The sequence below is a fragment of the Lentibacillus sp. JNUCC-1 genome, from assembly GCF_009741735.1.
GTDB lineage: Bacteria > Bacillota > Bacilli > Bacillales > Amphibacillaceae > Lentibacillus_B.
This window is the reverse complement of record NZ_WHOH01000001.1, coordinates 659,221-686,137: the sequence shown is the minus strand read 5'-3', so window position 1 is coordinate 686,137 and position 26,917 is coordinate 659,221. Positions and strand designations below refer to the sequence as shown.

The following is a 26,917-nucleotide window of genomic DNA, read 5'->3' as shown; positions in this document are numbered from 1 at the left end:
TATGCAACCGAATATTTTATTCATCAATGTTGATCAGATGCGGGCGGATTGTTTGAGTATTATGGGGCACCCCGTTGTGGAGACGCCTTATTTGGATCAGCTGGCAAGGGGCGGTGTGCTGTTTGACAGTGCTTATTCCGCAACCCCGACATGTGTCCCCGCGCGTGCGGCAATTATGACCGGGATGAGCCAGACGTCGCATGGGCGTGTGGGCTATGAGGACGGGATCCCGTGGAATTATGAGCACACACTGGCAGGGGAACTGGCAGATGCTAGCTATCACACCCAATGTGTCGGGAAAATGCATGTGTATCCGACACGCAATTTATGTGGCTTCCATAATGTTGTGCTGCATGACGGCTATATGCATTACAACCGCTATAAGCAGACGACGCCTGCCGGGGAGTCATTTGAGGCGGTGGATGATTATCTCGCTTGGCTCCGCAATAAGGTCGGCGCCGACCTTGATTTGCTTGATATGGGACTGGACTGCAATTCATCGGTAACGGCAAGACCGTGGCAGCTGCCGGAAAAATACCATCCGACAAATTGGGTGGTGTCTGAGTCCATTGATTTCCTCAGGCGGCGTGACCCCACAAAGCCGTTCTTTTTAAAAATGTCATTTGTGCGGCCGCATCCGCCGTTTGACCCGCCGCAGACTTTTTTTGACCAATATATAAACGAAACACTCCCCGATCCGGTGGTGGGTGAATGGGCGCGTGATGACGATCCGTATTTGGCAGGCCTGGATCCATTGACAGACCACGGACTTGTGCCGCCGAAACGCCTGAAGCGGGCGCGGGCTGCCTATTATGCTTTGATCTCACATATTGACAATCAGATCGGGCGGTTTTTATTAGCGCTTCACGAATATGGTGAGCTTGAAAATACCGTGATCCTGTTTGCTTCTGACCATGGAGAAATGCTCGGGGATCACCACCGTTTTGCCAAATCATTGCCATATGAAGGCAGTACTGCTGTACCGTTTATTGTATCTGATCCCGGCAACCGTCTCGGCCTGGCACGCGGTTCACGAGTGAGTGAGCCGGTTGAAATGAGAGATATTATGCCAACCCTCTTGGATGCAGCTGGTGCTTCAATTCCTGAAACGGTCGATGGTCAAAGTGTTCTCCCACTCGCCCGCGGGAAAAAAATCGACTGGCGCGCACACATTCACGGTGAACATGCACTTGGCGAGGAATCGCATCATTTTGTCACCAATGGCAAGGAAAAGTTCATTTGGTTTTCTCAGACCGGTGACGAACAATTCTTTGATTTACAGCTGGATCCCGGGGAAAAACAGAACCTTATCAACGATCCGGATCATCAAACAGCCATTCAAGCCTGGCGGGAGAAACTGATCGATGCTTTAAAAGGACGTGAAGAAGGCTACACAGACGGGAAAATACTGCTGGTCGGCAAACAACCGCAGACCGTTTTGTCACATATTTTGCCTGAAGATGATGCTGATGGGAAGCGTCAGTCTGAATAAAGCTGTTTTTAAACAGGGGCCAAAGCATGGGAAATCCGGGATTGAAGACGTCACACAAAATTGCGTACAGCTCAGGCAATTTCTCTATTTACCTGATGCAGCAAATGGTCGCGACGTTCATTGTGTTCTTTTATGTGGATCACCTTGGCGTGCGGCCGGGGCTGATCAGCATAGCCATGGTTATGCATGGCGTTGTCAATGCAGCGGTACATCCGCTGCTTGGGTACGTGTCTGACCGCACCAAAACACGTTGGGGGCGGCGGGTTCCGTATATTTTATTTGGTATGGTGCCGCTATCGGCAGCTTTTACGATGATGTGGATTCCAGTGGTGCCAGAGGCTTATTTGTTCTGGTATTTCCTTGGAATCATCGCAGTGTTTGACCTCGCGTTTGTAACAGTTGCCTTAAACTGGACATCTTTATTTCCGGAAATGTTCGCCAAACTGAAAGATCGGTCGTTTGTGTCCTCCTGGCGACAGATCTGGGGCATCATCGGGAGGATTCTCGGCATCGCCTCGCCGCCTTTACTGTACACGACGATTGGCTGGGGAAATATGGCCGTTATTTTCGGGGGACTTGTGCTGTTTTTCTGGTCGTGGTCATTGTACGGGGCAAAAGAAAGCTATGAACCGCCTAAGGAAGGACCGCCATTTCTGAAAGCACTTAAGTTGACGCTTATGAATAAAGCGTTTGTCGCATTTGCGATTGGAAACTTTCTCGTTCAGCTGGTATTTGCCATCCTGCCCGGTGCAGCACCGTTCTTCACAAAATATGTTCTGCTTGTTCCGGAATCGCAGACATCTTTTATCTTGGGCACTATTTTTGTCGTGGCGCTCCCGTTTGTTTACGTATGGGGAAAATTTATTAACATGTGGGGCCGCGAACAATCGCACTCGCTTCTACAGCAGCATTGTTTCTTTCGTTGATCCCATTTTTCTTTGTAGGCACGTTTGCCGGATCGATTGCCACATCACTTGGTATTGGTGTCGGACTCGCCGGTGTGCTCGTTGTGCTGGATATTTTACTGGCTGATGTGGTGGATGAAGATGCTGTAAAGACCGGGGTGCGCCGGGAAGGATGTTCTTTGGCATTAATGGTTTTATCGCGCGTGGCAGTGCTTCGGTCCAGGCAGTGATCATGGGCGTGATCCTTGAAGTGAGTGGTTATGTGTCCAATCAGGCGATACAGCCGGATGCTGCCGTGTCGGGCATTCGCATGATGATCAGCGGGATCCCGATGCTGATTCTTGTGATTGTGTTTATCTGTTTTTACATCTATCCTATTCGCCGTTCACCTCAGCAGCAATCCGACAATTTTGACCAGGTAGCGGGAGATCGGTAAAGGCGCAAGGTTTTTCTTGAAAATTAAAAGGAGGTCGTTTTGAATGAGGACTTTTAAAATGCCGGAATCTTTTCTGTTTGGAACAGCAACGGCTGCTTTGCAGATTGAAGGCGGGGACAGGAATAACAACTGGTACCGGTTCTGTGAGGAGAATAAGACAAAAGACGGGACACATTGCATTGTTGCGGCTGATCATTGGAACAGGTATGAAGAAGATATTGATTTGATGGTGGCTTTGAATCAAGATACATATCGGATGAGTGTGGAATGGAGCCGGATTGAACCGGATAATGGGCGCTTTAATGAAGACGCATTGGCTCATTATCGTACAGAGATCGAGCAATTATTGGAAAAAGGGATCATACCGCTCGTGACGCTCCATCATTTTACCAATCCGATCTGGTTTGAGGATCTGGGCGGTTGGACCAATAAGGACTCAGTCATGTGGTTCGACCGGTTTGTTCGAAAAGTCGTGCTGGCACTTGGGGATCTGGTAACAGACTGGGTGACGATTAATGAGCCTAATGTGTATTTGGAAGGAACGTACAGCGCCGGGAACTTTCCGCCTAACAAGCCGAGCTTTCCCAACTTTTTCAAAGGGCCAAGCACATGATTGGCGCGCATATACGGACATACAACACGATTCATGAAATACGCTCAGAGCAGAACTTCCCAGGTACAACACGGGTTGGAGCTGCACATCATTTACGGGTGTTTGATCCGGAAAAAGGTGATCCTCAGGCAAAGGGAACAGTACGCATGCTTGAGCATGTTTTTCATGATCTGTTCCTTGAAGGGATGGTGTATGGGCGGTTCTTGTTTCCGATCGGGAATGGCGGCTATCCGTATGGAAAAGGGACATATTGCGATTTTATGGGCATCAATTACTATTCCCGGGATATCGTTTCGTTTTCCATGAATCCATTGAGACTGTTCGGGGATCTGAAAGTCAGGGAAGGGGCCGAAACAAATGACTTGGGGTGGGAAATATACCCCGAGGGTCTGTATCGTGTCTGCAAGAAGGCGTTTGAGCGCTATCCATTTCCGATTTACATCACGGAAAATGGCATTTGTGATGCTGAGGATCAACAGCGCGGACGATTTATTTATGACCATTTAAAGGTGGTCAAAGAATTGATCGAGGACGGGGTTCCGGTTGAACGTTATTACCACTGGTCTCTGATAGACAACTTTGAATGGGATGAAGGGCTTGGACCAAAATTCGGCTTGATTGAAGTGGATTATGACACGCAAAAGCGAACGGTGCGTGAGAGTGGCAAATTTTACGGTGAGGTGTCAAAAGCCGGTGGTGTGACAGAGGAAATGCTGGAGGCGTATCCGTTTTTGCCAACAGAGGCTTAATACAAGGGGGAAGCCGACATGAAAAAAGGCTATGTGATTCCGCTCAGAGAAAAATTTGCCTATGGTTCCGGTGATCTGGCCGTCAACTTGGCGTTTGACAGCATTAACTTTTACATGCTGTGGTTTATTGTGTCTGTCGCGGGCATACCGGCCGGGGTGGCTGGTCTCATCTTTATGATTGCCCGGATCTGGGATGCTGCGACAGATTACTTCATGGGCCGGATTTCCGATAATACATCGTTTGCACTCGGCCGGAGACGTCCTTACATTATTTTCGGTGCTGTGCCGATGGGATTGTTTTTCATGGCTCTATGGTATGTTCCAGACGCAGGTTTGACGGGTCGATTTGCATATTACCTGGCGATCTACTTGCTGTTTAATACAGCCTATACGGTTGTTTCTGTTCCATATGGCTCACTGATGGCACAAATGACGCAGAATTTTAATGAGCGCACGGTGCTCTCAAGTTTTAGAGTCGGTTTTTCCTTTGTCGGTTCTCTGTTTGCCGCGGCAGGCATTCCTTTGATCGTCGATGTTATTTTTGCGAGTCGGCCTGCGGAGTCAAGCTATCTGTTCATGGGTATTATTTTTGGAATAACGATGATGGTGATTTTGCTTATGACAGGTAGCGTTTCTAAAGAAAGGGTGGAAGGGGACCGTCGCAATTATGATACGTTTTTCAAAACGATTGGCTCTTTTTTCAAACTCAAGGAATTCAGACAGGTAGCCGGTATGTATTTGTTTAACGCGATCGGCAGCGGCGTCATTATGGCTCTGTCCATTTTCTTTATCAGTGATGTGCTGAAAGTCGGGGACGATGCTGCTGTATTCATGGCAATTCCGCTCGTAACAGCTGTGGCATTTGCCCCGTTTTGGACACTGATCAGCAACCGGTTTGGCAAAAGAAACGCCTATATTTGGGGTGCAATTCTGACACTCGTTGTGCTTGGCTGTGTGTTCATTGTTCCAGCAAAACAAATCCTGATCATTTCAGTGTTTCTGTTTTTTGTTGGGATCGCCCTCTCCGCATTGCAAATTATTCCCATGTCCCTTCTGCCTGACGTCATTGACATTGATGAATATGAAAACCACATTCGCCGTGAGGGTGCTTTTAACGGCCTGATTCTATTCCTTCATAAAGCCTCATCCGGGTTGGCAGTCGGCGGCGTCGGGATGCTCATCGGGTTATTCGGCTATACCGAGGCTCCTCCCACGGTGTCCGCCGAAGACATTTCCCAGCCTGATTCAGCCCTGACAGCGATCCGCGTTACACTCGCCTTGATCCCTGCACTCTGTTTTATCATCGCCATTATTTTCACCAACAAACTCGATGTATCGGAAGGGCGGTTTAACGGGATTATTAAAGAACTGGAACGGCGGAATAGAGAGCGGACGTAAGGTTGGCGTCGCGTCGGGCCAGTTCTATCGAAGGAAGATCGGCTTCTATCCAAGCTTGATCGTGGTCTATCGGAGCAAAATAGGCCTCTATACAAGCAAGATTGTGTTCTATCAGAGCAAGACTGATTTCTATCCAAGCAACAGGGCGGTCTATCAAAGGAAAGACCATTTCTATCACAGCAAACAAACACTCTATCAAACAAGAAAAATTTCCCTCAAGTTCAGCTGCTTTTTTCACTACCAAGCATGCTTTAGTGAAAATTTCATACAAAGGTGCCAATGTGATAAAATAGATGAGATGTTTTCTAGATACAGTGAGGTGGAAAGTATGGAGCGCGGTTCGTTTCAATTAATGAAATCGGTTAATAAATCGCTCGTTTTAAATAAGATTCGCATCAATCAGCCCATTTCCCGGGCACAGATTGCCAAAGATACCAAACTCACGCCCCCAACCGTGAGCAGTATTGTCCGTGAATTGATTGCCGAGGAGCTGGTTATTGAGAGCGTACTTGGGGAATCTCAGGGCGGACGAAAACCGACGATGCTACTCATCAATGATGATGCGTTTTATGTGATCGGTGTTGAGGCCGGTCCCGACAAAATGTCATGTACAGCATGTAATTTGGCGGGGAAAGTGATAGAGCGGACGGATGCCACATCCATTGCCGCTCCCATTTCCAAGGAACAATTTTTGTCAGATATGATCGGCAAAATTCAATCTGTGCTTGACGCATTGCCTGAACCGGACAAAGTTCTGGGGATTGGGGTTGCGATGCACGGGGTCGTGGATGTGGACAAGGGATTGTCTCTCGTGGCACCTAACCTGGATCTGCGTGATATACCAGTGGCAGATGTGCTGGAAGAAAGGTTCAACACCATCGTCAAGGTGGAAAATGATGTTCGGGCGATGGCGCTTGGGGAATCGTGGTTCAGCGCAGGTCAACATAAAGGCAGCATGCTAATGGTCAATATGGACAGTGGTGTCGGAGCGGGTTTGGTCATCGATGGCAAGCTCTATCATGGCGCCGCCGACTTGGCAGGTGAGGTCGGGCATATGACGATTGACCTGAATGGAGAAGTCTGTTCATGCGGCAACAAGGGATGCTTCCAAACGTTTGCCAGCGAGCAGGCTGTTGTAGAGCGGGCTAAAGCGGAAAAACGAAAACAAGGTCCTATAACAGAGGACCAACTCACAATTTATGATATACATAAACAGGCCGCAACAGGCGATGAGGTGTTTGCACAGGTTCTGCGCGAAACCGGTCATATTATCGGCGTTGCGTTAACCAACCTGATTCATGTGATCAATCCGGACTGTATTATACTCGGGGGCAGCGTGTCCAGAACAGAGTCTATTATTTTGCCGGAAATCACCCACACCATTGAGGAGCGGGGCTTGACACAAGAAGCGAAAGCAACAAAAGTCACGACGGCAAGTTTTGGTGAAAACGCCACTACCATGGGTGCTGCGTCTCTCCTTTTGACAGAGTTATTTGAAGGTCAATAGGATCAGGCTGGTAACAGGGTAATGAAAAGTGGCCCGGATCCTTCATACTAATGGAAGAATTCGGGCCACTTTTTCAGATTAGGCGTGTTTTTATGAGGCGTTTTACCCTTCACGCTCGGGTGCCACGCCAAACTTAAATGAAGTCTGTTTTTGATAGAGTTCCCCCGGCTTTAAAATAATGCCAGGAAATCCGTTATGATGGAGCGCTCCAGGGTGTGCCTGGGTTTCGAAGCAGACACCGAGATGCTTCTTGGACATGCCGCCGTTTAATGCGAGACCTTCATCGAGCCCATTGGCAGTATACATCACCATGCCTGGCTGATCTGTTTCAATGGTCATGGTTCGTCCGTTCACAGGTTCTTGCACAAATATTCGGTGCTGTTGCTCTCCTTCATTAAATAAAAAGTAGTGATCATAGCCGTTCCCCGCAATGTTAAGCTGACGGGCGGCTTCTTTTGTGCCTGGGGCGTGAGAGGTCTCTTGACCCAACCCATCTTTCAGTTCCCGCCCATTTCGAAAATCAAGAGGGGTTCCGGCCACCGGCATTTGCCGTCCGGTTGGGAGCAGATTTTCATCAAGTTCTGTAATCGTGCCACTTGGAATTTGGACCTGATGGGTATCGATAGTGTCAACCAGATCTCCCCGCAAATTAAAGTACGTATGGTTCGTGAGTGCAAGCGGTGTCGGCTGGTCTGTCTCTGCTTCGTAGGTCACTGTTAATGTGTTGTCATTTCCCAGTGTGTAAGTCACAGTCGTGACAACTTTCCCGGGGTAGCCACCCGTCCCGTCCGGGCTTGTGTGCGTCAATTTTACTCCGACAGTATCTGTTTTCTCAAAAGGCTCTGCCTCCCAAATGACATGGCTGAATCCTTCTGTTCCGCCGTGCAGGTGGTTGTCACCTTCATTTTTTTCGAGGGAAAACGTTTGGTCTTCGAGCTGAAAAGTGGCGTCTTTGATCCGCCCAGCAACCCGGCCGATAATCGCTCCGAAGTAATTCGGATTTTCCTTATAGTCCTCAAAGTTCTCATACCCAAGCACCACATTCGCGCTATGGCCCCGAACGTCAGGTGCGCAGATATGCGTCAAAATCCCACCATAATCCAACACACCGACCGTCATACCATGGTCATTTTCCAATATAAAATGGTTCCAGTTATGCACTGCTTTTTCCGTTGCGATATTCAAAATACTCAACCCCACTTCAAATCAATTCTGTTTACACATGGATTTCAATAAGCCACAACCCTCAGATCCAGTACACAGTAGCCAAAAACTGCGAACTAACGAAAACTTGAATCTGATATTATAGAAGCAACTTTACTTGCTTAAAGAGAATGACAATTAACCACCATAAGGAGAGAATCGTGATTTGCGCTGCGGGTAGTCGCTTTCCGCGGGCACGGCCTCAGCCTCCTCGCGGAAAAACCACCGCTGTGGGGTCTTCGGACTCGTGCTGTTCCCGCAGGAGTCGACTTCCCTCCGCTCCAATCACTCTATTAATTCAGTGGCTTGGACGGTTCTATTCACATAAGAGTTGGAGAATAACCTCTCAAACCTAGCTCGGGGAAAACACGGAGACTCCAGCGGGAGGATAAGCCTGGGTGAGACCCCGGAGCGCGGTAGCGCGAGGAGGCTCAGCAGCGCCCGCGGAAAGCGCAGTGTTTTACCCGAGCGGTTGCCAGGAGCAGTCGTAAAATCTGCTCAGCTCGCAGTCTGTAATAAATGTGTCTTCAAGCATTTATGGTTTCGATAAATCGTTGGAATGCGGGTTCGTCTTTTAGTACGCCGGCGTCTTCTAGGACTCTGACAAATTTACGGCCGAGTTCTTTTTCGATTATGTTATCGGCTTCTTTCTCGCTAGTTACTGCGGGGTAGGCTGCTTTTAGCTCATCAGCCCATGGTTGATGAATGGCACTTACGCTGTCACGGTGGCCGAGTAAAAAGGATTTAATCTCTTCCAATTCATCCTTTAGACGTGCCGGGAGTACGGCGAGCCCCATGACCTCGATCAGGCCGATGTTTTCTTTTTTAATATGCTGGACGTCTTGGTGCGGATGGAAAATTCCCAACGGATGGGCGTCACTCGTGCGGTTGTTGCGGAGCACGAGGTCCAGTTCGTAGGCATTGCCGCGGCGCCGAGCAATGGGCGTGATGGTGTTATGCGGGGTGTTCCCGGTTTTGGCAATCACATCACACGCTTCATCACTGTATTCTGTCCAGGTTTGACGGATATGCTCAGCCGCATCAAGTAGGCTCTCTGTGTCCTGAGCTCGCAGTCTGATCACAGACATTGGCCATTTCAGAACAGATGCCTCCACTTCAGGGAAATCATTCAGGTCAAACTGAAAGGCGTCTTCAGCCCGGGTCATGGCAAATTCATAACGCCCGCCCTGGTAATGATCGTGACTGAGAATGGAGCCGCCTACAATCGGCAAGTCAGCGTTCGAGCCGATAAAATAATGCTGAAACTGTTCTGTGAATTCAACCAGTCGGCCGAATGCATCCCGATTAATTTTCATCGGACGATGCTCGCCGGCCAAAACGATACTGTGTTCGTTATAGTACACATAGGGCGAGTATTGCAAAAACCAGGTCTCTCCCGACAGCATCATCGGCACAATTCGATGATTCGCCCGCGGCGGGTGGCCGGTCCGTCCGCCATAACCTTCATTTTCTTTACACAGAAGACAGAGGGGATAACTTGTGTCTGTTTTCTGTTCGCGTTCCCGCTTGATCTGTTCAGGGTCTTTTTCCGGTTTAGACAGGTTAATGGTAATGTCCATGACTCCATATTCACTTTCAGCCTTGAAATGAATGTTTTTCTTAATCCGTTTTGTCTGGATGTAATTACTGTTTTGACTCAGATGGTAAAAGTAATCTGTCGCTGCAATCGGATCGCGTTCATATTTTTGGTAAAAATTGTGGGTGATGACAGACGGCGGGGCGAGAAAGCAATTCATAATGTCTGCGGACAGTTTTTCTTTGTCGTCCAGCACATCTTCTGTCATGCCTATTTCGATGGCCCAAGCAATGATGTTGTCCAAAAGATCTGGGATTGGCGCTGATTCCGAATTCGCCACGGTCTCTGGAAAGTCATCCAGTTGAAGCCGGTCGAGCACACGGTTACGGGCATAAATGGCATCTCGTGCCTCAATTAAACCCGCTTGTTCTGCCTGTTGCACGAGCCCAGCAATCAATGCGTAAATGGTCATGCGGTTTCACTCCTTCCCATAGCCATCCGGATGTGTCCGGTGCCAGTTCCACGCGTCCTGCATGATCTGTTCGATCGACGTGCGCGCTGGATGCCAGCCGAGCACTTTTTTAGCTTTGTCAGGAGAGGCGATCAGGACAGCTGGATCTCCTGAACGGCGTGGCGCCACTTGTGCAGGAATTTCTTTGCCAGTGGCTGCCCGGGCGGCATCAATCATTTCTTTTACTGAAAAGCCGTTGCTTGACCCCAGATTGAAAATGTTGCTATCTCCGCCGTCCTGGAGATACTGGAGGGCGAGCAGGTGGGCGTCAATCAAATCCTCTACATGCACATAATCACGGATGCATGTGCCATCAGGCGTGTCATAATCATCACCGAAAATAGAAATATGATCCCGCTGCCCAAGTGCTGTCTGCAAAATGATGGGAACCAGATGCGTTTCCGGGCGGTGGTCTTCACCAATCTCGCCGTCCTGCCGTGCTCCCGCGACATTGAAATAGCGGAGGGAGACATACTTAATCCCATAAGCTGCTTCAGTCCAGCGCATCATTTTTTCCATTGTGAGTTTGGTTTCCCCGTATGTATTCGTGGGGCGGGTCGGCATGTCTTCTGTGATTGGTACGGTGTCAGGTTCCCCGTAAGTGGCAGCCGTTGACGAAAAGACAATATACCGAACGTTGAATTCGGTCATGGTCTCAAGCAATACCTGTGTGCCGTAAACATTGTTGTCAAAATAGGCGAGCGGAACGTCCATCGATTCGCCGACGAGCGAATTTGCAGCAAAGTGAATCACCGCTTCGACCTGTTCTTGTTCAAAGACATTATGCAAAAAACTGCGGTCACGAATGTCACCTTCATAAAAAGCCGCGTCTGGATGAAGCGCCTCTATATGCCCGGTCTGCAAATTGTCGACCACAATCACTTTGTGGCCCTTTTCTACCAATCGATAAACGGCATGGGACCCAATATAGCCAGCCCCGCCGAGTACGAGAATACGCATTGATTAAACACCATCCTTTATCATTTCTTTCGCACCGTCACCAATCTCAGCGATATAAAATGTGGCATCATAGCCGGTTGTGTCACGATAACGGTGATTAACTTTTTCCTGAAATGCTTCAATCTGCCCTGAATCAACGATTGCTATGGCACATCCCCCAAAACCGGCTCCTGTCATACGGGCTCCGATAACACCGGGCTGCTCCCAAGCGGTGTGAACAAGTGTATCCAGCTCAAGACCTGTTACTTCATAATCATTTTGGAGAGATGTATGGGAAGCATTCATCAGTGTGCCGAACCCTTCAAGGTCGCCTGCTTTCAGTTTGATCAGCGCCTCGAGTGTTCGGGCATTTTCATAAACGGCATGTCGGGCCCGTTTTTTCACGGTTTCATCTTTAATTAAGTAGCTGTTCTTGTCAAACGCTTCTCGGCTTAATTGCCCGAGACTTGTGATTGACAGCTCTGTTTGCAATGCTGCAAGCGCCTGTTCACATTCAGTCCGTCGTTCGTTGTACTTGGAACCAGCTAGGGTCCGTTGTTTGTTCGTGTTCATGATAATAATCTTATAGCCGTCGAGTTTAATCGGGGCATAGTCATATTCCATCGTGTCCGTATTCAGAAGTATCGCATGATCTTTTTTCCCCATGCTGATTGCGAATTGGTCCATAATGCCGCTGTTAACTCCGATATAATCGTTCTCGACCCGCTGACCAAGAAGGGCGATATCGATTGGATCGATGTCTAAATTAAAGAGAGCGGCTACGGCTTGGCTGGTGACCATTTCAATTGAAGCAGACGAGGAAAGCCCGGCACTGTTTGGAATGTTGCCTTCGTATAAAATATCCATTCCTGTGTCGATGGCATGACCGGCTTCTTTCATATATTGTATCATGCCTTTCGGATAGTTGGCCCATTGATGTGTGTCATCATATGCGAGATTTTCCAGTGAGCATTCAAGCACGCCTGCCTCTGGGAAATTCAGCGAATGAAATCGCAGTTTGGAATCAGAGCGTTTACACGCCGCAGCGTATGTACCAAACGATATTGCTGCTGGAAAGACATGGCCGCCATTATAATCTGTGTGTTCCCCGATCAAATTGATCCGACCAGGGGCGAAAAACAAGCGGGGGGTGGTTTCATTGTGGAAAATATGTGAGAATTGCAGTGTGAATTCGGACATGTTCATCTTCATTGTATCCCTCCATTGGGTAAAAGGTATATATCTGTCGAAACTAAGTTAAATTATTTAACTAAGTACCATTATAAGGGGTTCGCCACGAACAATCAAGTATGGTGAAAACGATTTATTTGCAAAGTGCGTAACCGATGTATAAATTGAGTACAATAAAGAAGAGGTGAGAGCAGAATGGTACTAAAAACAGCGGTAGTGATCGGAGCAGGGGACAGAGGCGCTCGTGCTTATGCACCTTATGCGCTCGATTATCCGCATGAACTTAAAATTACTGCAACAGCAGAACCTAATGCGGAAAGAAGAAAGAATTTCCAAAATACCTTTCTTCTCGAGGAAAGTTCCGTATTTTCCGATTGGGAAGCATTGTTTGCAGAGGGAAAGCTAGCTGACATTGCAATTATTTGTACCATGGATCGGGAACATTTTAAACCGGTGATGAAAGCACTGGAGCTTGGCTATCATGTTTTGCTGGAAAAGCCGATGTCACCTGATCCAGAAGAATGTATTCAGATGGAACGAGCAGCACAGAAGTATAACCAGCAGCTGTCCGTCTGCCATGTTTTGCGCTATACAGATTTCTGGACCACAATAAAAAAGATAATCGACCGCGGGGATATCGGGCAAGTCGCGTCCGTTCAATTGAATGAGAACGTAGAAGTGATGCATATGTCCCATAGTTTTGTACGTGGCAATTGGAATAATAAAGCACAGTCCAGTCCAATGATTTTACAAAAATCCTGTCATGACATGGATATTATTTCGTACATAATGGGTCAGGAGTGTAAACGGGTCAGTTCATATGGGTCGCTCATGCACTTTCGTGAGGAAAATGCGCCGGACGAAGCGCCGGAGAGATGTTTGGATGGCTGTCCGGCTGAAGGTGTGTGTCCTTTTCATGCGGGCAGGTATTACCTCGGTGACGGAAGAGGCTGGGCGAAGAAGTTTACGGAGGATCATTCACGTGCAGGCATTTTGAAGGCCCTCCAGGAAACCCCTTATGGAAAATGTGTCTACAGATCGGATAACGATGTTGTGGACCATCAAGTGGTCAACATGGAATTTGCGGATGGAGCCACTGCCACGTTCAGTATGTGCGGGTTTACGAGAGACCAGACGAGACATGTGCAAGTCATGGGAACAAAAGGTGAAATTCGCGGCCGCATGGAAGACAATCAAATATCAATCTATGATTTCTTGACCAAACAGGAAACAGTGGTACATTTCAATCCGCCAAAAAGCGGACATGGCGGCGGTGACCATGCAATTGTGCGGACATTTTTGCGCGATATTGACAGAGGCATCAACAGCGGAAATTCATCTTCTGCAAGTGCCTCCGTCCAAAGCCATCTTATGGCTTTTGCAGCTGAAGAATCAAGACTTGCTCGCGGCGCGTCTATTGAACTCGCTGACTACTATCAGCGGTTACAGGCGTGATGAAAAGCTCGTATATTTCCGTTTGAGTTTTATTATATATGGGTAAACTGACAGAAGGGTTTTTTATAAACTGGTAAAAGGTCAGAATTGCAGGGGGTGAGATTATGAAATTCTCAGTCTGTCTTGATGCGCTTTATAAAGACAAGGATATTTATCAAAGCGTGGAAGAGATCAAGCGTGCAGGCTTTAGTGCGATAGAATTTTGGAGCTGGTGGGATAAGGATATTTACGAAATCAAAAACGCAGCTGATCAATTTGAAATGGACATTGTGACATTTTGCACGCCATTTATCAGCTTAATAGACAAAGATCAGTTGCAAAGCTATAAAAAAGCACTCATAAATTCCATAAGAACAGCAAAATTGCTTAATTGTAAACAGCTCGTCACTCAAATAGGTCAAGAAAGATCTGACATAAATGAGCAAGATCAAACAGAAATTGTGGTTGCAGGCCTCAAAGCTTGTGTGCCTTTGTTGGAACGAAAAGATATCACCCTCCTCATCGAACCACTGAACACTAAGGTAGATCACCCCGGTTATTTCCTGTCAACAGCAGCAGATGCAATCGATATCGTTAAACGTGTCAATTCCTCACACGTGAAGATCTTGTATGATTTTTATCATCAGGATATGACAGAGGGAGTTGATCTATCATCGATTGAAGAGAACATCAATTGGATCGGTCATTTTCATGCAGCCAGTGTTCCTGACCGTCATGAACCCGACACAGGCAATTTGGATTACCATCCAATTTTTACCACCATTTCAGAAACGGATTATCCCGGCCATATGGGGCTTGAATATTTCCCGAAAGCCGATGCCACAGAAGGATTAAAACGGTTGGCTGCTTACTGACAGTATCATAACGGGGTTTTCCCCGTTTTTCTTATATGAGCTATAATAGATAAGGCAATGACATTTGGAAGGGGCGATGATGCATGAATATTGGGGTGGTTGGAGCAGGAGCGATTGCGCGTTTTTTGCTAAAAGAAATCAATCAGAACGGTACAGATCTGATGCAGATTAAAAGTGTGTTTGTTCGTGATCTGGGTAAATACCAGAATTATGAGCAAGCGTACGGGGTCAAGCTGTACGATGAGCTGGATGCTTTTCTTGATTCAGAGATTGATATCGTGGTAGAAGCGGCTAATGTGGAAGCGGTGCAAGTCCTGTTTCCTAAAATCATCACCAAAAAGGATATTATGTTGATCAGTATTGGTGCATTGGCAGAGGGGAACTTTCTCCAGGAAATGGCTGAACTGGCTAAAACCTATAGGCGGACGATTCACTTGCCTTCAGGCGCTATTGGCGGGCTTGATCTTTTGCAAAATGCCCATGCGACCGGCGAGGTCACAGAAGTAACACTGACAACCCGTAAACCGGCCCACACTTTGATCAGCGAAGAGATGGCGCATGCACAAGTGGTATTTGAAGGCAATGCCTCAGAAGCAATTGAACAATATCCGAAAAATATAAATGTCTCCATCATTTTGTCCATTGCAGGACTCGGTGTTGACGCGACAAATGTCACCATAATTGCAGATCCAGCGATTGAGAACAATATACATACCATTGATATCAAAGGTGAATTTGGGGAAGCGCGTTTTTCAGTTACCAATCATCCTCTGAAGGAAAATCCAAAAACAAGCCATCTTGCTGCCATGAGCATACTGGGAACGTTGCAACGGGTCTTAAATCATGTCAAAATAGGTGGGTAGGATGCAGTGAAATATTGATGAAATGGTCAATACAAAAAGGAGGACTCTTGATGCAAAGATTCATGTGCAAAGGAAAGATTCATAGAGCAACAGTGACTGAGGCAGAACTGGATTATGTCGGAAGTATTACGATCGATTATAAGCTGATGAAAGAAGCAGATATCAAGCCTTATGAGATGGTGCAAATTGCCAATATCCGCAATGCGGCGAGGTGGAAAACCTATGCCATTCCCGCTCCGGAAGGCTCAGGACGCATTTGCTTGAATGGTCCGCCAGCGAATTTGTTTTCACCTCAGGACCTGGTCATTATTCTGAGCCAAGGCATGATGACAGATGAAGAAATTGAAACGCTGAAACCAAGAGTTGTGTTTGTTGACGAAAATAACGCAATCACAAGCGTAGAAGAACACGACCTGCACTGGCCAGAAGGCGTAGAAATTTAAGTATAGCCAGCTAAAGTGCTAGGCCCCTGGTTCAAAAGTTCCGGGCGCCTGGCACTTTTTTGTCTTGATGAATAGAAGACACAAACTGCGAACCAGTGAGAAAACTTGGAATGACTGCTCCTGGCAACCGCTCGGGGGAAACACTGCGCTTTCCGCGGGCGCTGCTGAGCCTCGGGCCCACAGGACGTGGGTCATGAAGGCGTTGCGACAGGACGTCGCGGTTTTAGCCTTCCTTCCCCTATACCGACCTCCGGGGTCTCATCGAGGCTTTGCATCCCGCAGGAGTCTCCGTGTTCCCCCAGAGCTAGATATGAAAGGTTATTTTCTAACTCTTATGTGAGTGGGACGGTTCAAGCCACTGAATAACATAAAGTGTTTGGAGCGGAGGGAAGTCGACTCCTGTGGGAATAGCACAAGTCCGAAGCCCCCGCAGCAAGTACATTAAGGATGGTCGACTAAAACCGTCCTTTGCGGGCAACGTCGACATACCACTACCAGGGCAAGGAGGCTGAGGCCCAATGCCAGAAAGTTTTTGTTCCATTATTTTCCATATGATGAAAATAATGCTTGACGATGGCGCTATAAATATTAAAAAATGAAGGTAGCATCAAGTTTACAGGGAGGTATTAACGCCATGAAATCACCATTTACTTTCCTCGAAGCCATCGAAAAAACAAAGGAAATACTTCACAATGTTAATTTCATGATAGCGTCCAGACGGAAGTCTACCTACTTTACACGTCAAGGAAACAATAAATTGACCTTTCAAAGTATAATCTTGTTTCATCTCTCGATTGTGAGAAAGTCCCTGCAACTGGAACTCGATGATTTCTGTAAAAAGCTGGATTGCCAAATGCCGAACATCTCTAAACAAGGCTATTTGGAGGCGAGAAAGAAGATAGATCCATACGCTTTTTCCTATTTATTTCATTCGATCGCAGATGCCTATTATGAAGCTACGGAATATAAAACGTTCCGTGGCTATCGCCTTTGTGCTGTGGATGGAACGACCATCAAATTACATCATACGCAACCGTTAATTGACTATTATGGTACTGCGCAAAATCAAAAAGTGAATCGCGCTCGTGCTAACGCGGGTGCTATATATGATATACAGAATGATCTTTTTCGTAGAGCCAAAATAGCTCCTTATGCTACAAGTGAACGGGATTTAGCGAAAGAACTCATCGACAGCCTCCCCTCTAAGGACTCAGTGCAGGATCTTATCCTTTTTGATCGCGGTTATCCTGCACGGGAGTTTGTAGACTACTTAGAAAGAAGCGGCATAAAATATGTGATGCGTTGTCCAAAAAGCGGCGTTATGAAAGAGGTGAAGAATACAACGAAAAAGGATCAAACCATTCAAATGAAATACAAAAAGGAAGTATATAATCTTAGGGTTATTCGTTTCTTTTTGGATTCCGGGGAAGAAGAAATTCTCCTTACAAACATCATGGACCAATCATTCGACGTACCTACTTTTAAAGACCTGTACTTTAAACGGTGGGGAATAGAAGTAAAATATGATACATTAAAAAACAAATTAAATGTGGAAAATTTCAGCGGAACTACACCACTGACGGTCGAACAGGATTTCTATGCCTCTTTTTATTTAATTAACATGGCAAGTTTGATACATGGCGAAACGACAGAATGTATTGAGCGGGAAGATCATGATAAATCACTAAAATATAAATACAAAGCAAATATGAACAGAGTCATTGCAAAGTTGAAGGAGTATCTTATTTATTTTTTCAATATGCGAGAGTGGTCTGCCTTAAAGCAGTTGTATAAACAATTAATAGATGAAGCACAGGAAGAAAAAACCCCTGAACGGCCAGGCAGAAGGTGTCCAAGAAATGAAACTCTACGCTCTAACCCTTATGCACTGAACCAGAAAGGGGCTCTTCCTTAGAATACAAAATACAGCCAAAATCGTCAAAAAGGAAAACTTATGGAAATGTATTGTAAATTATTTCCACACTAGCTTTCTGACATTGGGCTGAGGCCGTGCCGGCAGCCAGAAGACACTGTAAAAGTGGTTTTCTTGAACAGATTTTGCACTTGAGCTGAGATAAAGTTAAAGCGTCTTCCCGCAGCGGAAATCACGATGCTTTTACAAACATATAAAATGCTTAGAGCAGTCATAAAATCTCCCTAGTTAGTTCGCAGTTTACGGAAATGGTGGTTCAATAAATAGCTGCAATTTATATGTAAGCAGCATTTTTAAATGTCTAGTCTTTGGTTTTCTGAAGTTGCCGCATGCCTGTGAAGATGGCTGTGATGTGTTGGTTTTGATCAGGTAGGAAGGTGATGGTTTTGTTATTCCCCGTCAAGAATTGGTGGTTTCCAATGGGTTTGAGGGGTGTTTGGCTTTTGTTGTCGATCAGTTGTAAAACACCCTCTACCAATGAAACTCTGACAGATTGTCCTTCGTCAGAACGATAGTGGCCTACGTACTTTTTCTGTTGATCTGATGTCAAGTTGATCGTGCTTACAGAGCCTTCTTCATCGTATTCTCCCAAAACAAATCCCATGGCTGTTTTCAATATCCCTGCAGCGTCAGCCCCTGCTATATTGATGAGTACAGCGCCTGTTATTCCAGTTTCTTTTGCCCATTGCATATTAGACGAGACCCCTTTGATACTGCCGCCATGACCGATGAGCTGCACCTCACCTAATGCATCAATTTGTAATCCATAGCCGTATCGCGTTCCATTTGGTGTCGTGACATGAGGCGTGGTCATTTTTCGGAGGCTGTTTTCTGAGAGCATACGCACGCCATTAACCCTGCCATCTCTCCGGAAAATTTCCAGATATGTCATTAGATCAGCCACGCTTATCTTCAATGACCCATTGGTATGTATGCCGCCAACGTCCCACCATGCCGGAGAGTGAAAAACGGCAGGCCGGGCTTTTTCATAGGCGTACAACTCAGTGACATCCTCGAAACGTTGCAAATCTGCAGTCGTGAACATCGATCTTTTCATATCCAAGGGTGAAAAAATATAACGCTTAACATAATCAGTAAAACGTTCTCCGCTTGCACGCTCAATAATTTCCTGCAACAGCGCAAATCCCTCATTAGAATAATTGAAAACCTCTCCGGGAGCTCCTAGCATCTGAAAATCAAGCTCGGGCAGCAGATCAATGAGTTGCGACACCGTACTGATCGGATCGATATTTTCGGGCATCTCGTCAAATAAATATGACCCGTCCGGATCCTGCATAATGCTTGGAAGTCTTGCAGCATGGACGGCAGGAAGCCCTGGGAGCCCACTCGTATGGGTGAGCAGATGATGAATCAGGATGTCGGATTCATAAGTATGATCGGGTAAGCTGAATTCCGGGATCCACTGTTTGACCGGGTCCTTTGCCGTTAACTTTCCAGCGTCCTCAAGGTGCATGATCGCCATCGCAGTTAACGATTTTGTGATAGACGCAGCTCCGAAAATGGTATCAGAAGTGACGGGGTGCTGATTGTCTACATCACGCCAGCCATAATACTTTTGAAAAATTGGTCTGCCGTGTTTTGAGAGAATTAAAGCCATACCGGTAAGTTGAGCTTCTTCACATATCTTCGTAAGCTTTGCCTCAAGCCGATTGCTATCATGTTTTTCCATTAGCGCCAGTCTCCTTTTTGTTTAAGCCTATTTTCATATAGATTGTTGCTATTTTATAAGACATAGTTTAAGTAAACTGCGAACTAAAAAGCATAGTAGGTCAAAACCCATCAACGTATATAAGAGCACCGTGATTTGCGCTCCGGGAAGTCGCTTTCCGCGGGCACGGCCTCAGCCTCCTCGCTCGCAAAAACCGCTCGCTGCGGGTCTTCGGACTCGTGCTGTTCCCGCAGGAGTCGACTTCCCTCCGCTCCAATCACTCTATGTTAATTGAATGCTTGGACGGTCCTGTTCAAGAAAACAAGTAAGAACGTGAACACTCTTAAGCAATTAGTAATAAGTCCATTTATACGTATTATTCCCTATTCAGACGTAATCTCGGTTTACTTATGAGCATTTATTCCGTCTATGAGTGATTTTCAGCCCCGATATGCGCTTCAACCGTTCCGCCCAATAAAGCAAGAAAATGAACACTACTCACCTAGCTCGGGGAAAACACGGAGACTCCTGTGGGAGCAAAAGCCTAGATGAGACCCCACAGCGTGCAATAGGGGAAGGAAGGCTAAAACCGCGACGTCCTGTCGCAACGCCTTCATGACCCACATCCTGTGGGCCCGAGGCTCATCAGCGCCCACTGGACGCGGAGTGTTTTCCCCGAGCGATTGCCAGAAGCAGTCATTCAAGTTTTCATTAGTTCGCAGTTTGTGTCAAATATTCGTTAGGGAGTTAAATGCAAAAGCGGCAATCGTTTATACGGGGTTTTGTGTATTGTACCTTTCCTGATAATGGACTGCCAATTTTTTAACTTACAGGACCGGGACTTTTGATTTATTTTTCGAAAAAGTTATAACTCGGTATTTCGCATTCCGAAAAGGATGGTGACGTTTTCAAATAGATTCTGTATTTAGTTTTTTGAAAAAATGTTTTGAAATATGGTAGTCAAAGTGAAAAAGCTGTGATAAAATCCTTGAAACATTAAAAGTTGTAGGCTTGGAACAGACGCCTTGTCGAATGCAATCGAAACTCAAGCATCGTTTCAAGTTAAAATGACTGAATGTTTCATCAAAACAAAAAGGAGTGTTGGAACATGGCTTATACGCTGGTGAAAAATGGGACTTTGATTGATGGTAATGGTGGTGAACCGATTCAGGATGCTGCAGTTCTGATTAAAGACAATGTCATTGAAGCTGCGGGCAGGTTGTCGGATATCACGCTTCCAACAGAAAATGTGACTGAAGTGGATGCTGGTGGAGGAACCATTTTACCGGGGCTGATTGATACACACGTACACCTGATGATGGAGATCGAGTCGTTGGAAAAGCAGTTGACGACCCCGTTTTCATACCGGTTTTATAAAGCCGTCCAATACATGAAAAAAACGATGGATGCGGGTGTTACAACGGTGCGTGACGCTGGAGGCACTGATGCGGGTGTCAGGCAGGCGGTAGCTGACGGGGTTGTTCAGGGCCCGCGGATGCAAATCAGTGTGACGCCGCTTACGACAACGGGTGGTCATGGTGACAAGTGGATGCGTTCTGGTGTTGACATGACGCTCCATGGCTATCCAGGCAGCCCAGGAGGTATTTGCAACGGGGTTGAGGAAGTTACACAGAAAGTGCGTGAAGTGCTCCGGGCAGGCGCGGATATTATTAAAGTCCATGCGACAGGCGGTGTGATGAGCCCGACTGACCATCCTGAGTTCACCCAGTTCAGCCAGGAAGAACTTGAGGTCATGGTTCAGGAAGCCAACTACCGACGAGGGTTAAAAGTAATGGCCCATGCTCAAGGCGCAGAGGGTATTCGGAACGCTGTACGGGCAGGTATTCATTCAATTGAACACGGGATTTATATCGACGATGAAACAGCTCAGTTGATGATTGAGCATGGCACATATCTTGTTCCGACGCTATTGGCTCCGATTTCTGTATTGGAATCTGCGGAGACAAGTAATGATATGCCGGCTTACGGGGTTGAGAAAGCACGGGAAGTCGTCGACGCGCATAAAGAAAGTGTGGCACGTGCTTATAAAGCCGGAGTGAAAATTGCGATGGGGACGGACGCCGGGGTCATGGCCCATGGGACTAATTTGCGTGAACTTGGGCTGATGTGTGACATCGGAATGACCCCGATGGAATCGATTGTTGCCACAACGAAAACCGCAGCAGAATGCATGGGCTGGAAGGATCAGATTGGCACGATTGAACCTGGCAAACTGGCCGACATCACCGTCACCAGCACAGACCCACTCGCAGACATCCGTTCACTGGAGGATAACAATAACATCGTAGCCGTCCTTAAAAATGGCGAAGTGGTAAAAAATCAGCTCAAACAAGCAGCCGTTTCAGTACAATAGACATTGTGAGCAAAAGGGGGCAGGCCCCAGGTATTATCCAGGGGCCTGCCCCACATAAACTAAAATGAGTTAAAGGAGGACATGGCTTTGAGTGATCCAGTTGTTACGACAATGATTATTTTACTTCTGTTGGGGGTTGGTGAATTTTTATCCATTATTTCCAGAGCGCGAATTCCGATGCTGCTAGTCGTAATAATGGGTTACCTCAGTCTCTTGTGGACAGGGATTATTCCCAAGGATATGATCAGTTCATCCGCAATGAGTGCATTTGGTGCGATGATGATCGCACCGCTCATTGTACACATGGGAACGCTTGTGCCATTTAAATTGCTTAAATCTCAAATACGTGCTGTCTTTATTGCACTTTCAGGTATTACCGTTGCGGCTGTGCTGGTATTAGCCATCATTCCGCTGTTCTTCAGCTATGCTTCGGCAGTGGCCGGGATTGGACCGCTCACAGGCGGGACGATCGCTTTTATTCTAACCACTGATAAATTGCAGGAGTTGGGCCTGACAGGTCTGATTACGATCCCAGCTCTCGTTATTGCCGTCCAAAAACTGGTCGGAATGCCGCTTGCTGCCAACTTCTTGAGACGGCATGCTGAAGAAGTCAAAAGAACCATGTGTCCAAGTGCACTTGAAGCGGCTGCAACTACTGAAGCGGCACCTGAAACAGAAGAGACGACGAGCAAGTCATGGATTCCTGAAAAATATCAAACGAGTGTCATGCTGTTGCTCCAACTATTCATAGGCGGTTCGTTGGCCATTTTCCTCGGAAATGTGACCGGGATCAGTTATAGCCTTTGGGCATTGATTATAGGAATCATCGGTGCATTAATCGGTTTTTACAACGATAAAATGCTTGACCGTTCCAACTCATTCGGAATTGCGATGGCCGGTTTGATTATCTACACACTGGGAGCTATGAATGATATTACCCCAAGTATGTTCCTTGGATATATTCCAATTGTGCTGGCGACAATGGGGATTGGTGTCATTGGGATCATTGTCGGGGGCGTACTCGCTTCGAAATTAATGAAATGGAAATTGGATAAAGGTGTACCGGTCGCCTTGACCGCCTTATTCGGATTTCCGGGGGATTACTTGTTATGTGAGGAAGTCAGTCGCAGCGTTGCTGAAAATGACCAGCAGCAAAAGATCATTTTTAACGAGATCTTAACCCCCATGCTAGTTGGTGGCTTCACCACCGTCACCACCGCTTCCATCGTCGTCGCAAGCATACTGATCCAGACATTGTGACACAAACATCATAAAAGGACCAGGCTTCCAAACTGTTATTTGGAATGCCTGGTCCTTTTCAATAGCCATCTTCTAATATCGTTGCTTTACCATCAGAACGCTTAGGAACAGCTAAACAGCTAACTCAAGAAGACTCGAATCTAGTATTTTAGAAACACCCTCACTTACTTAATGAGAATGATACCAACCACCACAATGAGAGGATCGTGATTTGCGCTGCGGGAAGTCGCTTTCCGCGGGCACGGCCTCAGCCTCCTCGCGGAAAAACCACCGCTGTGGGGTCTTCGGACTCGTGCTGTTTCCGCAGGAGTCGACTTCCCTACGCTCCAATCACTTTATGTTTTTCAGTGGCTTGGACGGTCCTTCTGCTTAAGAAGGCCAGCAGGAAGGTGAACGCCACTCAACTAGCTCGGGGAAAACGCGGAGACTCCCGTGAGAGCAAAAGCCTAGATGAGACCCCGGAGCGAGCTATAGGGGAAGGAAGGCTAAAACCGCGACGTCCTGTCGCAACGCCCTCATGACCCACATCCATCCTGTGGGCCCGAGGCTCAGCAGCGCCCGCGGAAAGCGCAGTGTTTCCCCCGAGCGGCCGCATGAGGCAGATGCTATAAGACTAGTTAGTTCTCAGTCTACTAATATTGTGTATCAAGTCTAAGCGATTCGGTCTTCGGTGTGGATGTCTTCGGGTTCCGTATGGGTGTAGTATTTTCCTTTTGTTGCCACAGCTATGACAATGGTCAGTGCTGATGCTAGAAGCGCTGAAAAGAATGCTGCGGTGCTTTCAAGGAACGTGCCCATAAATCCGAGTGCTGCGATGGTTCCGAGTCCGCTTGCTATGATGAGAGATACGACACCGACTGGGTTCCATTTATATAGATATTCCTGACGTGCTTCGTAAAAGTTCGGACCGAGTTTCAATAGCTTTTTGACCACCATTGCATCGGTTACCAGAATCGCGGCCCAGGCCAGCAGAAAGACACCTTGGAATGTCATTGCTGTATCCAGGTGGTCGACAATACCGCCAAGCATTAATATAATTGCGCTCGCCCCGGAAACAACGACCCAAAACCGTCTGCCGGGCGTGAACTTGAAAATATTTTCAAAGAAGTTCGAGAGCGACAGTGAGGCGCTGTATACGTTTGTGACATTAATCCGCAGCTGGGTAAGGAGCGTGAATAATGCACCGCCCATACCGAGCAGAAGAACGATATAAACGCCAGGATTCGGATCCCCTAAACGAACGCCAAACCAAATTCCGAGTCCGCCCATAACGCCAAAGCAGAATATTTGCGGGATAAATCCGATTGCCAAGGATCCGAATTTAACATCTTTTGGTTTGAGAAAACGTGAATAATCAGAAGCCAGCAAAGCTGTTAACCCCATAATCCCGTGGTGCATGCCAATGCACATCAGCAGCGCTTTACCGCCCACTTCAACGCCCTCAGGCATGTACGTCCAGAACGCGCCATCATAGCCGGAAGGTTTGATAAACGAGACAACGATGGCAGTGATTAAAAAGGCGCCAAAGATCGGCAGGGACCATTTTTGCAATTTATCCAGTTGTTTAATGCCAAACCAATTAAGGGGGATAACCAATGAACCGAAAAAGACAATTAACGTCCATTGTGGTATGGCTGGAAAGAAGGTGTGAATAGCGGATACTAAAATTAGACCTTCAAATGCGCAATACATAATAAAATTTGTGGCATAAATAAATGAGGTGAGGGAAGCGCCAATATACCCAAAACCGCCGCCGCGTGATAAAAGATTGACATTCATCCCTGATTTCGCTGAAAGGTAGGCAATCAATGTTCCGAGAATCCCTGCGACAACAATGGCATATGTTGCTGAAATAATGGCGTTAAGTGCGCCAAACTGAAGGGCCATTACACTGCCCATCTGAAAATAAAAAATCGCTGTTGCAATCCCAAATGCAATGTTGGTTACACTGAACCAACCCATCGTACGTTTCTCTCTGGGAACTCTGTCCAAAGAGAAATCATCTTGTCCATTTGATTGAGTTTCTTGTGCTTGATTTGTTTTCGCCGATTCCATTAAATCAACTCCTTCTATTAATTTGTCGGCTAGTATCTCTCTCCTTTTGTGATTGTATTCACAATAATTAACCTCACTTTGAGCCGTGCCGGACAGCAACTCGGTCAAAGCGAAACACACTTTAATAGCTTATCAAAAGCCAGTCTATAAAACAACCATATCCACCATAAAACATTTCCCAGCATACAGAAGGCTGGCTTCCGGGGTCTTTAGTCCCAAGGGGTCTGGCCCCCATATATTCTGTCTATTATGCAGTTTTAATATTCTATAGACGGGGTGATCAGTTTGAGGTAAAATGTCTGTGTATACATAAGGGAGGTAGAGAGAGTGAAAGGCATTGGATTATTAATTAAGATTATTGTAGCCATCGTATTAGGGGTTGCTATTGGGTCGTTTTCAAATGAATGGTTTATCCAATTGTTTGCGACGTTCAATGGTTTGTTTGGTAATTTCCTTGGATTTATTATTCCACTTATTATTCTGGGTTTCATTGCGCCGGGAATCGGTTCGATGGGACGCGGGGCAGGAAAACTTCTTGGACTAACCGCTGCGATCGCTTATGCGTCGACGATTATTGCAGGCGTAGTGGCGTTTGTCGCCGCAAAGTCGATCTATCCGTCATTATTAAACGGGCAATCATTGAAAGCGTTTTCCGATCCGACTGAAGGACTGAGTGAAGCATTTTTTGAAGTTGAAATGGCGCCGATGATGGGCGTCATGACGGCGCTGCTGCTGTCGTTTGTCCTCGGGCTCGGGATTGCAGCGATTAAAGGGAATACGCTGCTCCGTTTCACTGAAGAGTTCCGTGATATTATTCATCTGGTTATTGAAAAAGTCATTATTCCGCTGTTACCGTTTCATATTTTTGGGATCTTTGCCAATATGACCTATGCTGGGCAGGTCAGCACGATTTTGAGTGTGTTTGCCAAAGTGTTTGTTATGATTGTGCTCTTGCACGTCCTGTACCTAGTTTTCCAATATACAGTTGCAGGCACGCTCAGCAAGCAGAATCCTTTTTCCATGTTGAAGAGAATGCTGCCGGCTTACTTCACAGCCTTGGGCACACAATCATCAGCTGCAACCATTCCGGTGACGCTGAAGCATTCCAAAACGTTGAAAGTCAGAGAAAACGTAGCGGACTTCACGGTACCGCTGCTCGCTAACATTCATTTGTCCGGTAGTACGATTACACTTGTCAGCTGTGCGCTGGCAGTTATGTTTTTGCAGGGAGATATGGCGACATTCACCGAGGTATTTCCGTTTATTCTCATGCTCGGTGTCACCATGATAGCTGCGCCTGGTGTGCCGGGTGGTGCTGTTATGGCGGCGATTGGATTGCTAGAGTCCATGCTTGGTTTTGGTCCTACGATGGTTTCCTTAATGATCGCCCTTTATCTAGCGCAGGACAGCTTGGGCACAGCATGTAACGTAACAGGTGACGGTGCCATTACATCCCTTACCAACACTTTAAGCAAACGAAAAGAAGTTACTGAGGAAGATCAACTCAAAGCATTGTAGAGACACGCGCTA

20 protein-coding genes and 1 pseudogene are annotated in these 26,917 nt (G+C 46.8%); 14 read left to right on the top strand and 7 right to left on the bottom strand.

Going from position 1 to position 26,917, the window contains the following annotated elements; all coding sequences use genetic code 11:
- Position 1 precedes the first annotated feature (1 nt).
- The 5 genes and pseudogenes from JNUCC1_RS03235 to JNUCC1_RS03220 all read left to right on the top strand — a co-directional run bounded on the left by JNUCC1_RS03235 (position 2) and on the right by JNUCC1_RS03220 (position 5,593).
- Complete coding sequence (locus tag JNUCC1_RS03235) at positions 2 to 1,492, top strand: arylsulfatase (protein ID WP_156644044.1); 1,491 nt, start codon at positions 2 to 4, stop codon at positions 1,490 to 1,492.
- Positions 1,493 to 1,518: 26 nt separating this feature from the next.
- A pseudogene (locus JNUCC1_RS03230) lies at positions 1,519 to 2,833 on the top strand (MFS transporter).
- Positions 2,834 to 2,876: 43 nt separating this feature from the next.
- Positions 2,877 to 3,446 carry a family 1 glycosylhydrolase gene (locus tag JNUCC1_RS18145; protein ID WP_197431612.1) on the top strand — a complete coding sequence of 190 codons (570 nt, stop codon included), beginning with the start codon at positions 2,877 to 2,879 and terminating at the stop codon, positions 3,444 to 3,446.
- Entirely contained in the window at positions 3,443 to 4,195 is a 753-nt protein-coding gene (locus JNUCC1_RS18140) for a family 1 glycosylhydrolase (RefSeq protein ID WP_197431611.1), read from the top strand. The genes JNUCC1_RS18145 and JNUCC1_RS18140 overlap by 4 nt, the downstream gene beginning before the upstream one ends.
- 18 nt (positions 4,196 to 4,213) lie before the next feature.
- On the top strand, positions 4,214 to 5,593 hold the full coding sequence (locus JNUCC1_RS03220; RefSeq protein ID WP_156644042.1) for an MFS transporter: 1,380 nt from the start codon (positions 4,214 to 4,216) through the stop codon (positions 5,591 to 5,593).
- Here JNUCC1_RS03220 and JNUCC1_RS03215 read toward each other — a convergent pair.
- Positions 5,556 to 5,831 carry a hypothetical protein gene (locus JNUCC1_RS03215; RefSeq protein ID WP_156644040.1) on the bottom strand — a complete coding sequence of 92 codons (276 nt, stop codon included), beginning with the start codon at positions 5,829 to 5,831 and terminating at the stop codon, positions 5,556 to 5,558. The two genes, JNUCC1_RS03220 and JNUCC1_RS03215, sit on opposite strands and share 38 nt — an antisense overlap.
- A 90-nt stretch (positions 5,832 to 5,921) precedes the next feature.
- Between JNUCC1_RS03215 and JNUCC1_RS03210 the strand changes: the two genes are divergently transcribed.
- Positions 5,922 to 7,100 (top strand): ROK family transcriptional regulator, encoded by a 1,179-nt coding sequence (locus JNUCC1_RS03210; RefSeq protein WP_156644038.1) that lies wholly within the window; start codon positions 5,922 to 5,924, stop codon positions 7,098 to 7,100.
- Between the two features lie 102 nt (positions 7,101 to 7,202).
- Here JNUCC1_RS03210 and JNUCC1_RS03205 read toward each other — a convergent pair whose 3' ends face one another.
- From JNUCC1_RS03205 to JNUCC1_RS03190, 4 genes are all read right to left on the bottom strand, one after another.
- Positions 7,203 to 8,285, bottom strand: coding sequence for an aldose epimerase family protein (locus JNUCC1_RS03205; RefSeq protein ID WP_156644036.1), 1,083 nt, complete (start codon positions 8,283 to 8,285; stop codon positions 7,203 to 7,205).
- Between the two features lie 545 nt (positions 8,286 to 8,830).
- The gene (gene galT / locus JNUCC1_RS03200; RefSeq protein WP_156644034.1) at positions 8,831 to 10,312 is read right to left on the bottom strand and encodes a UDP-glucose--hexose-1-phosphate uridylyltransferase; all 1,482 of its coding nucleotides are present in this window, start codon (positions 10,310 to 10,312) and stop codon (positions 8,831 to 8,833) included.
- Between the two features lie 6 nt (positions 10,313 to 10,318).
- Positions 10,319 to 11,311: a UDP-glucose 4-epimerase GalE gene (galE, locus tag JNUCC1_RS03195; RefSeq protein ID WP_156644032.1), complete on the bottom strand. Its 993-nt coding sequence runs from the start codon at positions 11,309 to 11,311 to the stop codon at positions 10,319 to 10,321.
- Between the two features lie 3 nt (positions 11,312 to 11,314).
- A complete protein-coding gene (locus tag JNUCC1_RS03190) occupies positions 11,315 to 12,496 on the bottom strand; it encodes a galactokinase (protein WP_156645373.1) in 1,182 nt (393 codons plus the stop codon).
- Positions 12,497 to 12,676: 180 nt separating this feature from the next.
- On the opposite strand from JNUCC1_RS03190, the gene JNUCC1_RS03185 reads away from it, so the two are divergent.
- The 5 genes from JNUCC1_RS03185 to JNUCC1_RS03165 all read left to right on the top strand — a co-directional run bounded on the left by JNUCC1_RS03185 (position 12,677) and on the right by JNUCC1_RS03165 (position 18,011).
- The gene (locus JNUCC1_RS03185) at positions 12,677 to 13,936 is read left to right on the top strand and encodes a Gfo/Idh/MocA family protein (RefSeq protein ID WP_156644030.1); all 1,260 of its coding nucleotides are present in this window, start codon (positions 12,677 to 12,679) and stop codon (positions 13,934 to 13,936) included.
- A 104-nt stretch (positions 13,937 to 14,040) separates the two neighbouring features.
- Positions 14,041 to 14,790: a hydroxypyruvate isomerase family protein gene (locus tag JNUCC1_RS03180; protein WP_156644028.1), complete on the top strand. Its 750-nt coding sequence runs from the start codon at positions 14,041 to 14,043 to the stop codon at positions 14,788 to 14,790.
- An 83-nt stretch (positions 14,791 to 14,873) separates the two neighbouring features.
- A complete protein-coding gene (gene nadX / locus JNUCC1_RS03175; protein ID WP_156644026.1) occupies positions 14,874 to 15,653 on the top strand; it encodes an aspartate dehydrogenase in 780 nt (259 codons plus the stop codon).
- 50 nt (positions 15,654 to 15,703) lie between these two features.
- On the top strand, positions 15,704 to 16,096 hold the full coding sequence (gene panD, locus JNUCC1_RS03170) for an aspartate 1-decarboxylase (RefSeq protein ID WP_156644024.1): 393 nt from the start codon (positions 15,704 to 15,706) through the stop codon (positions 16,094 to 16,096).
- A 634-nt stretch (positions 16,097 to 16,730) separates the two neighbouring features.
- Entirely contained in the window at positions 16,731 to 18,011 is a 1,281-nt protein-coding gene (locus JNUCC1_RS03165; RefSeq protein ID WP_197431609.1) for an IS4 family transposase, read from the top strand.
- Positions 18,012 to 18,330: 319 nt separating this feature from the next.
- On the opposite strand, the gene JNUCC1_RS03160 is transcribed toward JNUCC1_RS03165, so the two are convergent.
- Entirely contained in the window at positions 18,331 to 19,719 is a 1,389-nt protein-coding gene (locus tag JNUCC1_RS03160; protein ID WP_156644019.1) for a serine hydrolase domain-containing protein, read from the bottom strand.
- A 1,087-nt stretch (positions 19,720 to 20,806) separates the two neighbouring features.
- On the opposite strand from JNUCC1_RS03160, the gene JNUCC1_RS03155 reads away from it, so the two are divergent.
- Complete coding sequence (locus tag JNUCC1_RS03155; RefSeq protein ID WP_156644017.1) at positions 20,807 to 22,072, top strand: metal-dependent hydrolase family protein; 1,266 nt, start codon at positions 20,807 to 20,809, stop codon at positions 22,070 to 22,072.
- A gap of 87 nt (positions 22,073 to 22,159) precedes the next feature.
- A complete protein-coding gene (locus JNUCC1_RS03150) occupies positions 22,160 to 23,332 on the top strand; it encodes a hypothetical protein (RefSeq protein ID WP_231746958.1) in 1,173 nt (390 codons plus the stop codon).
- 651 nt (positions 23,333 to 23,983) lie between these two features.
- Here JNUCC1_RS03150 and JNUCC1_RS03145 read toward each other — a convergent pair.
- A complete protein-coding gene (locus JNUCC1_RS03145) occupies positions 23,984 to 25,387 on the bottom strand; it encodes a purine-cytosine permease family protein (RefSeq protein ID WP_156644013.1) in 1,404 nt (467 codons plus the stop codon).
- 327 nt (positions 25,388 to 25,714) lie between these two features.
- Between JNUCC1_RS03145 and JNUCC1_RS03140 the strand changes: the two genes are divergently transcribed.
- Positions 25,715 to 26,905, top strand: a complete 1,191-nt coding sequence (locus JNUCC1_RS03140) for a dicarboxylate/amino acid:cation symporter (protein ID WP_331713580.1) — start codon at positions 25,715 to 25,717, stop codon at positions 26,903 to 26,905.
- Positions 26,906 to 26,917 lie beyond the last annotated feature (12 nt).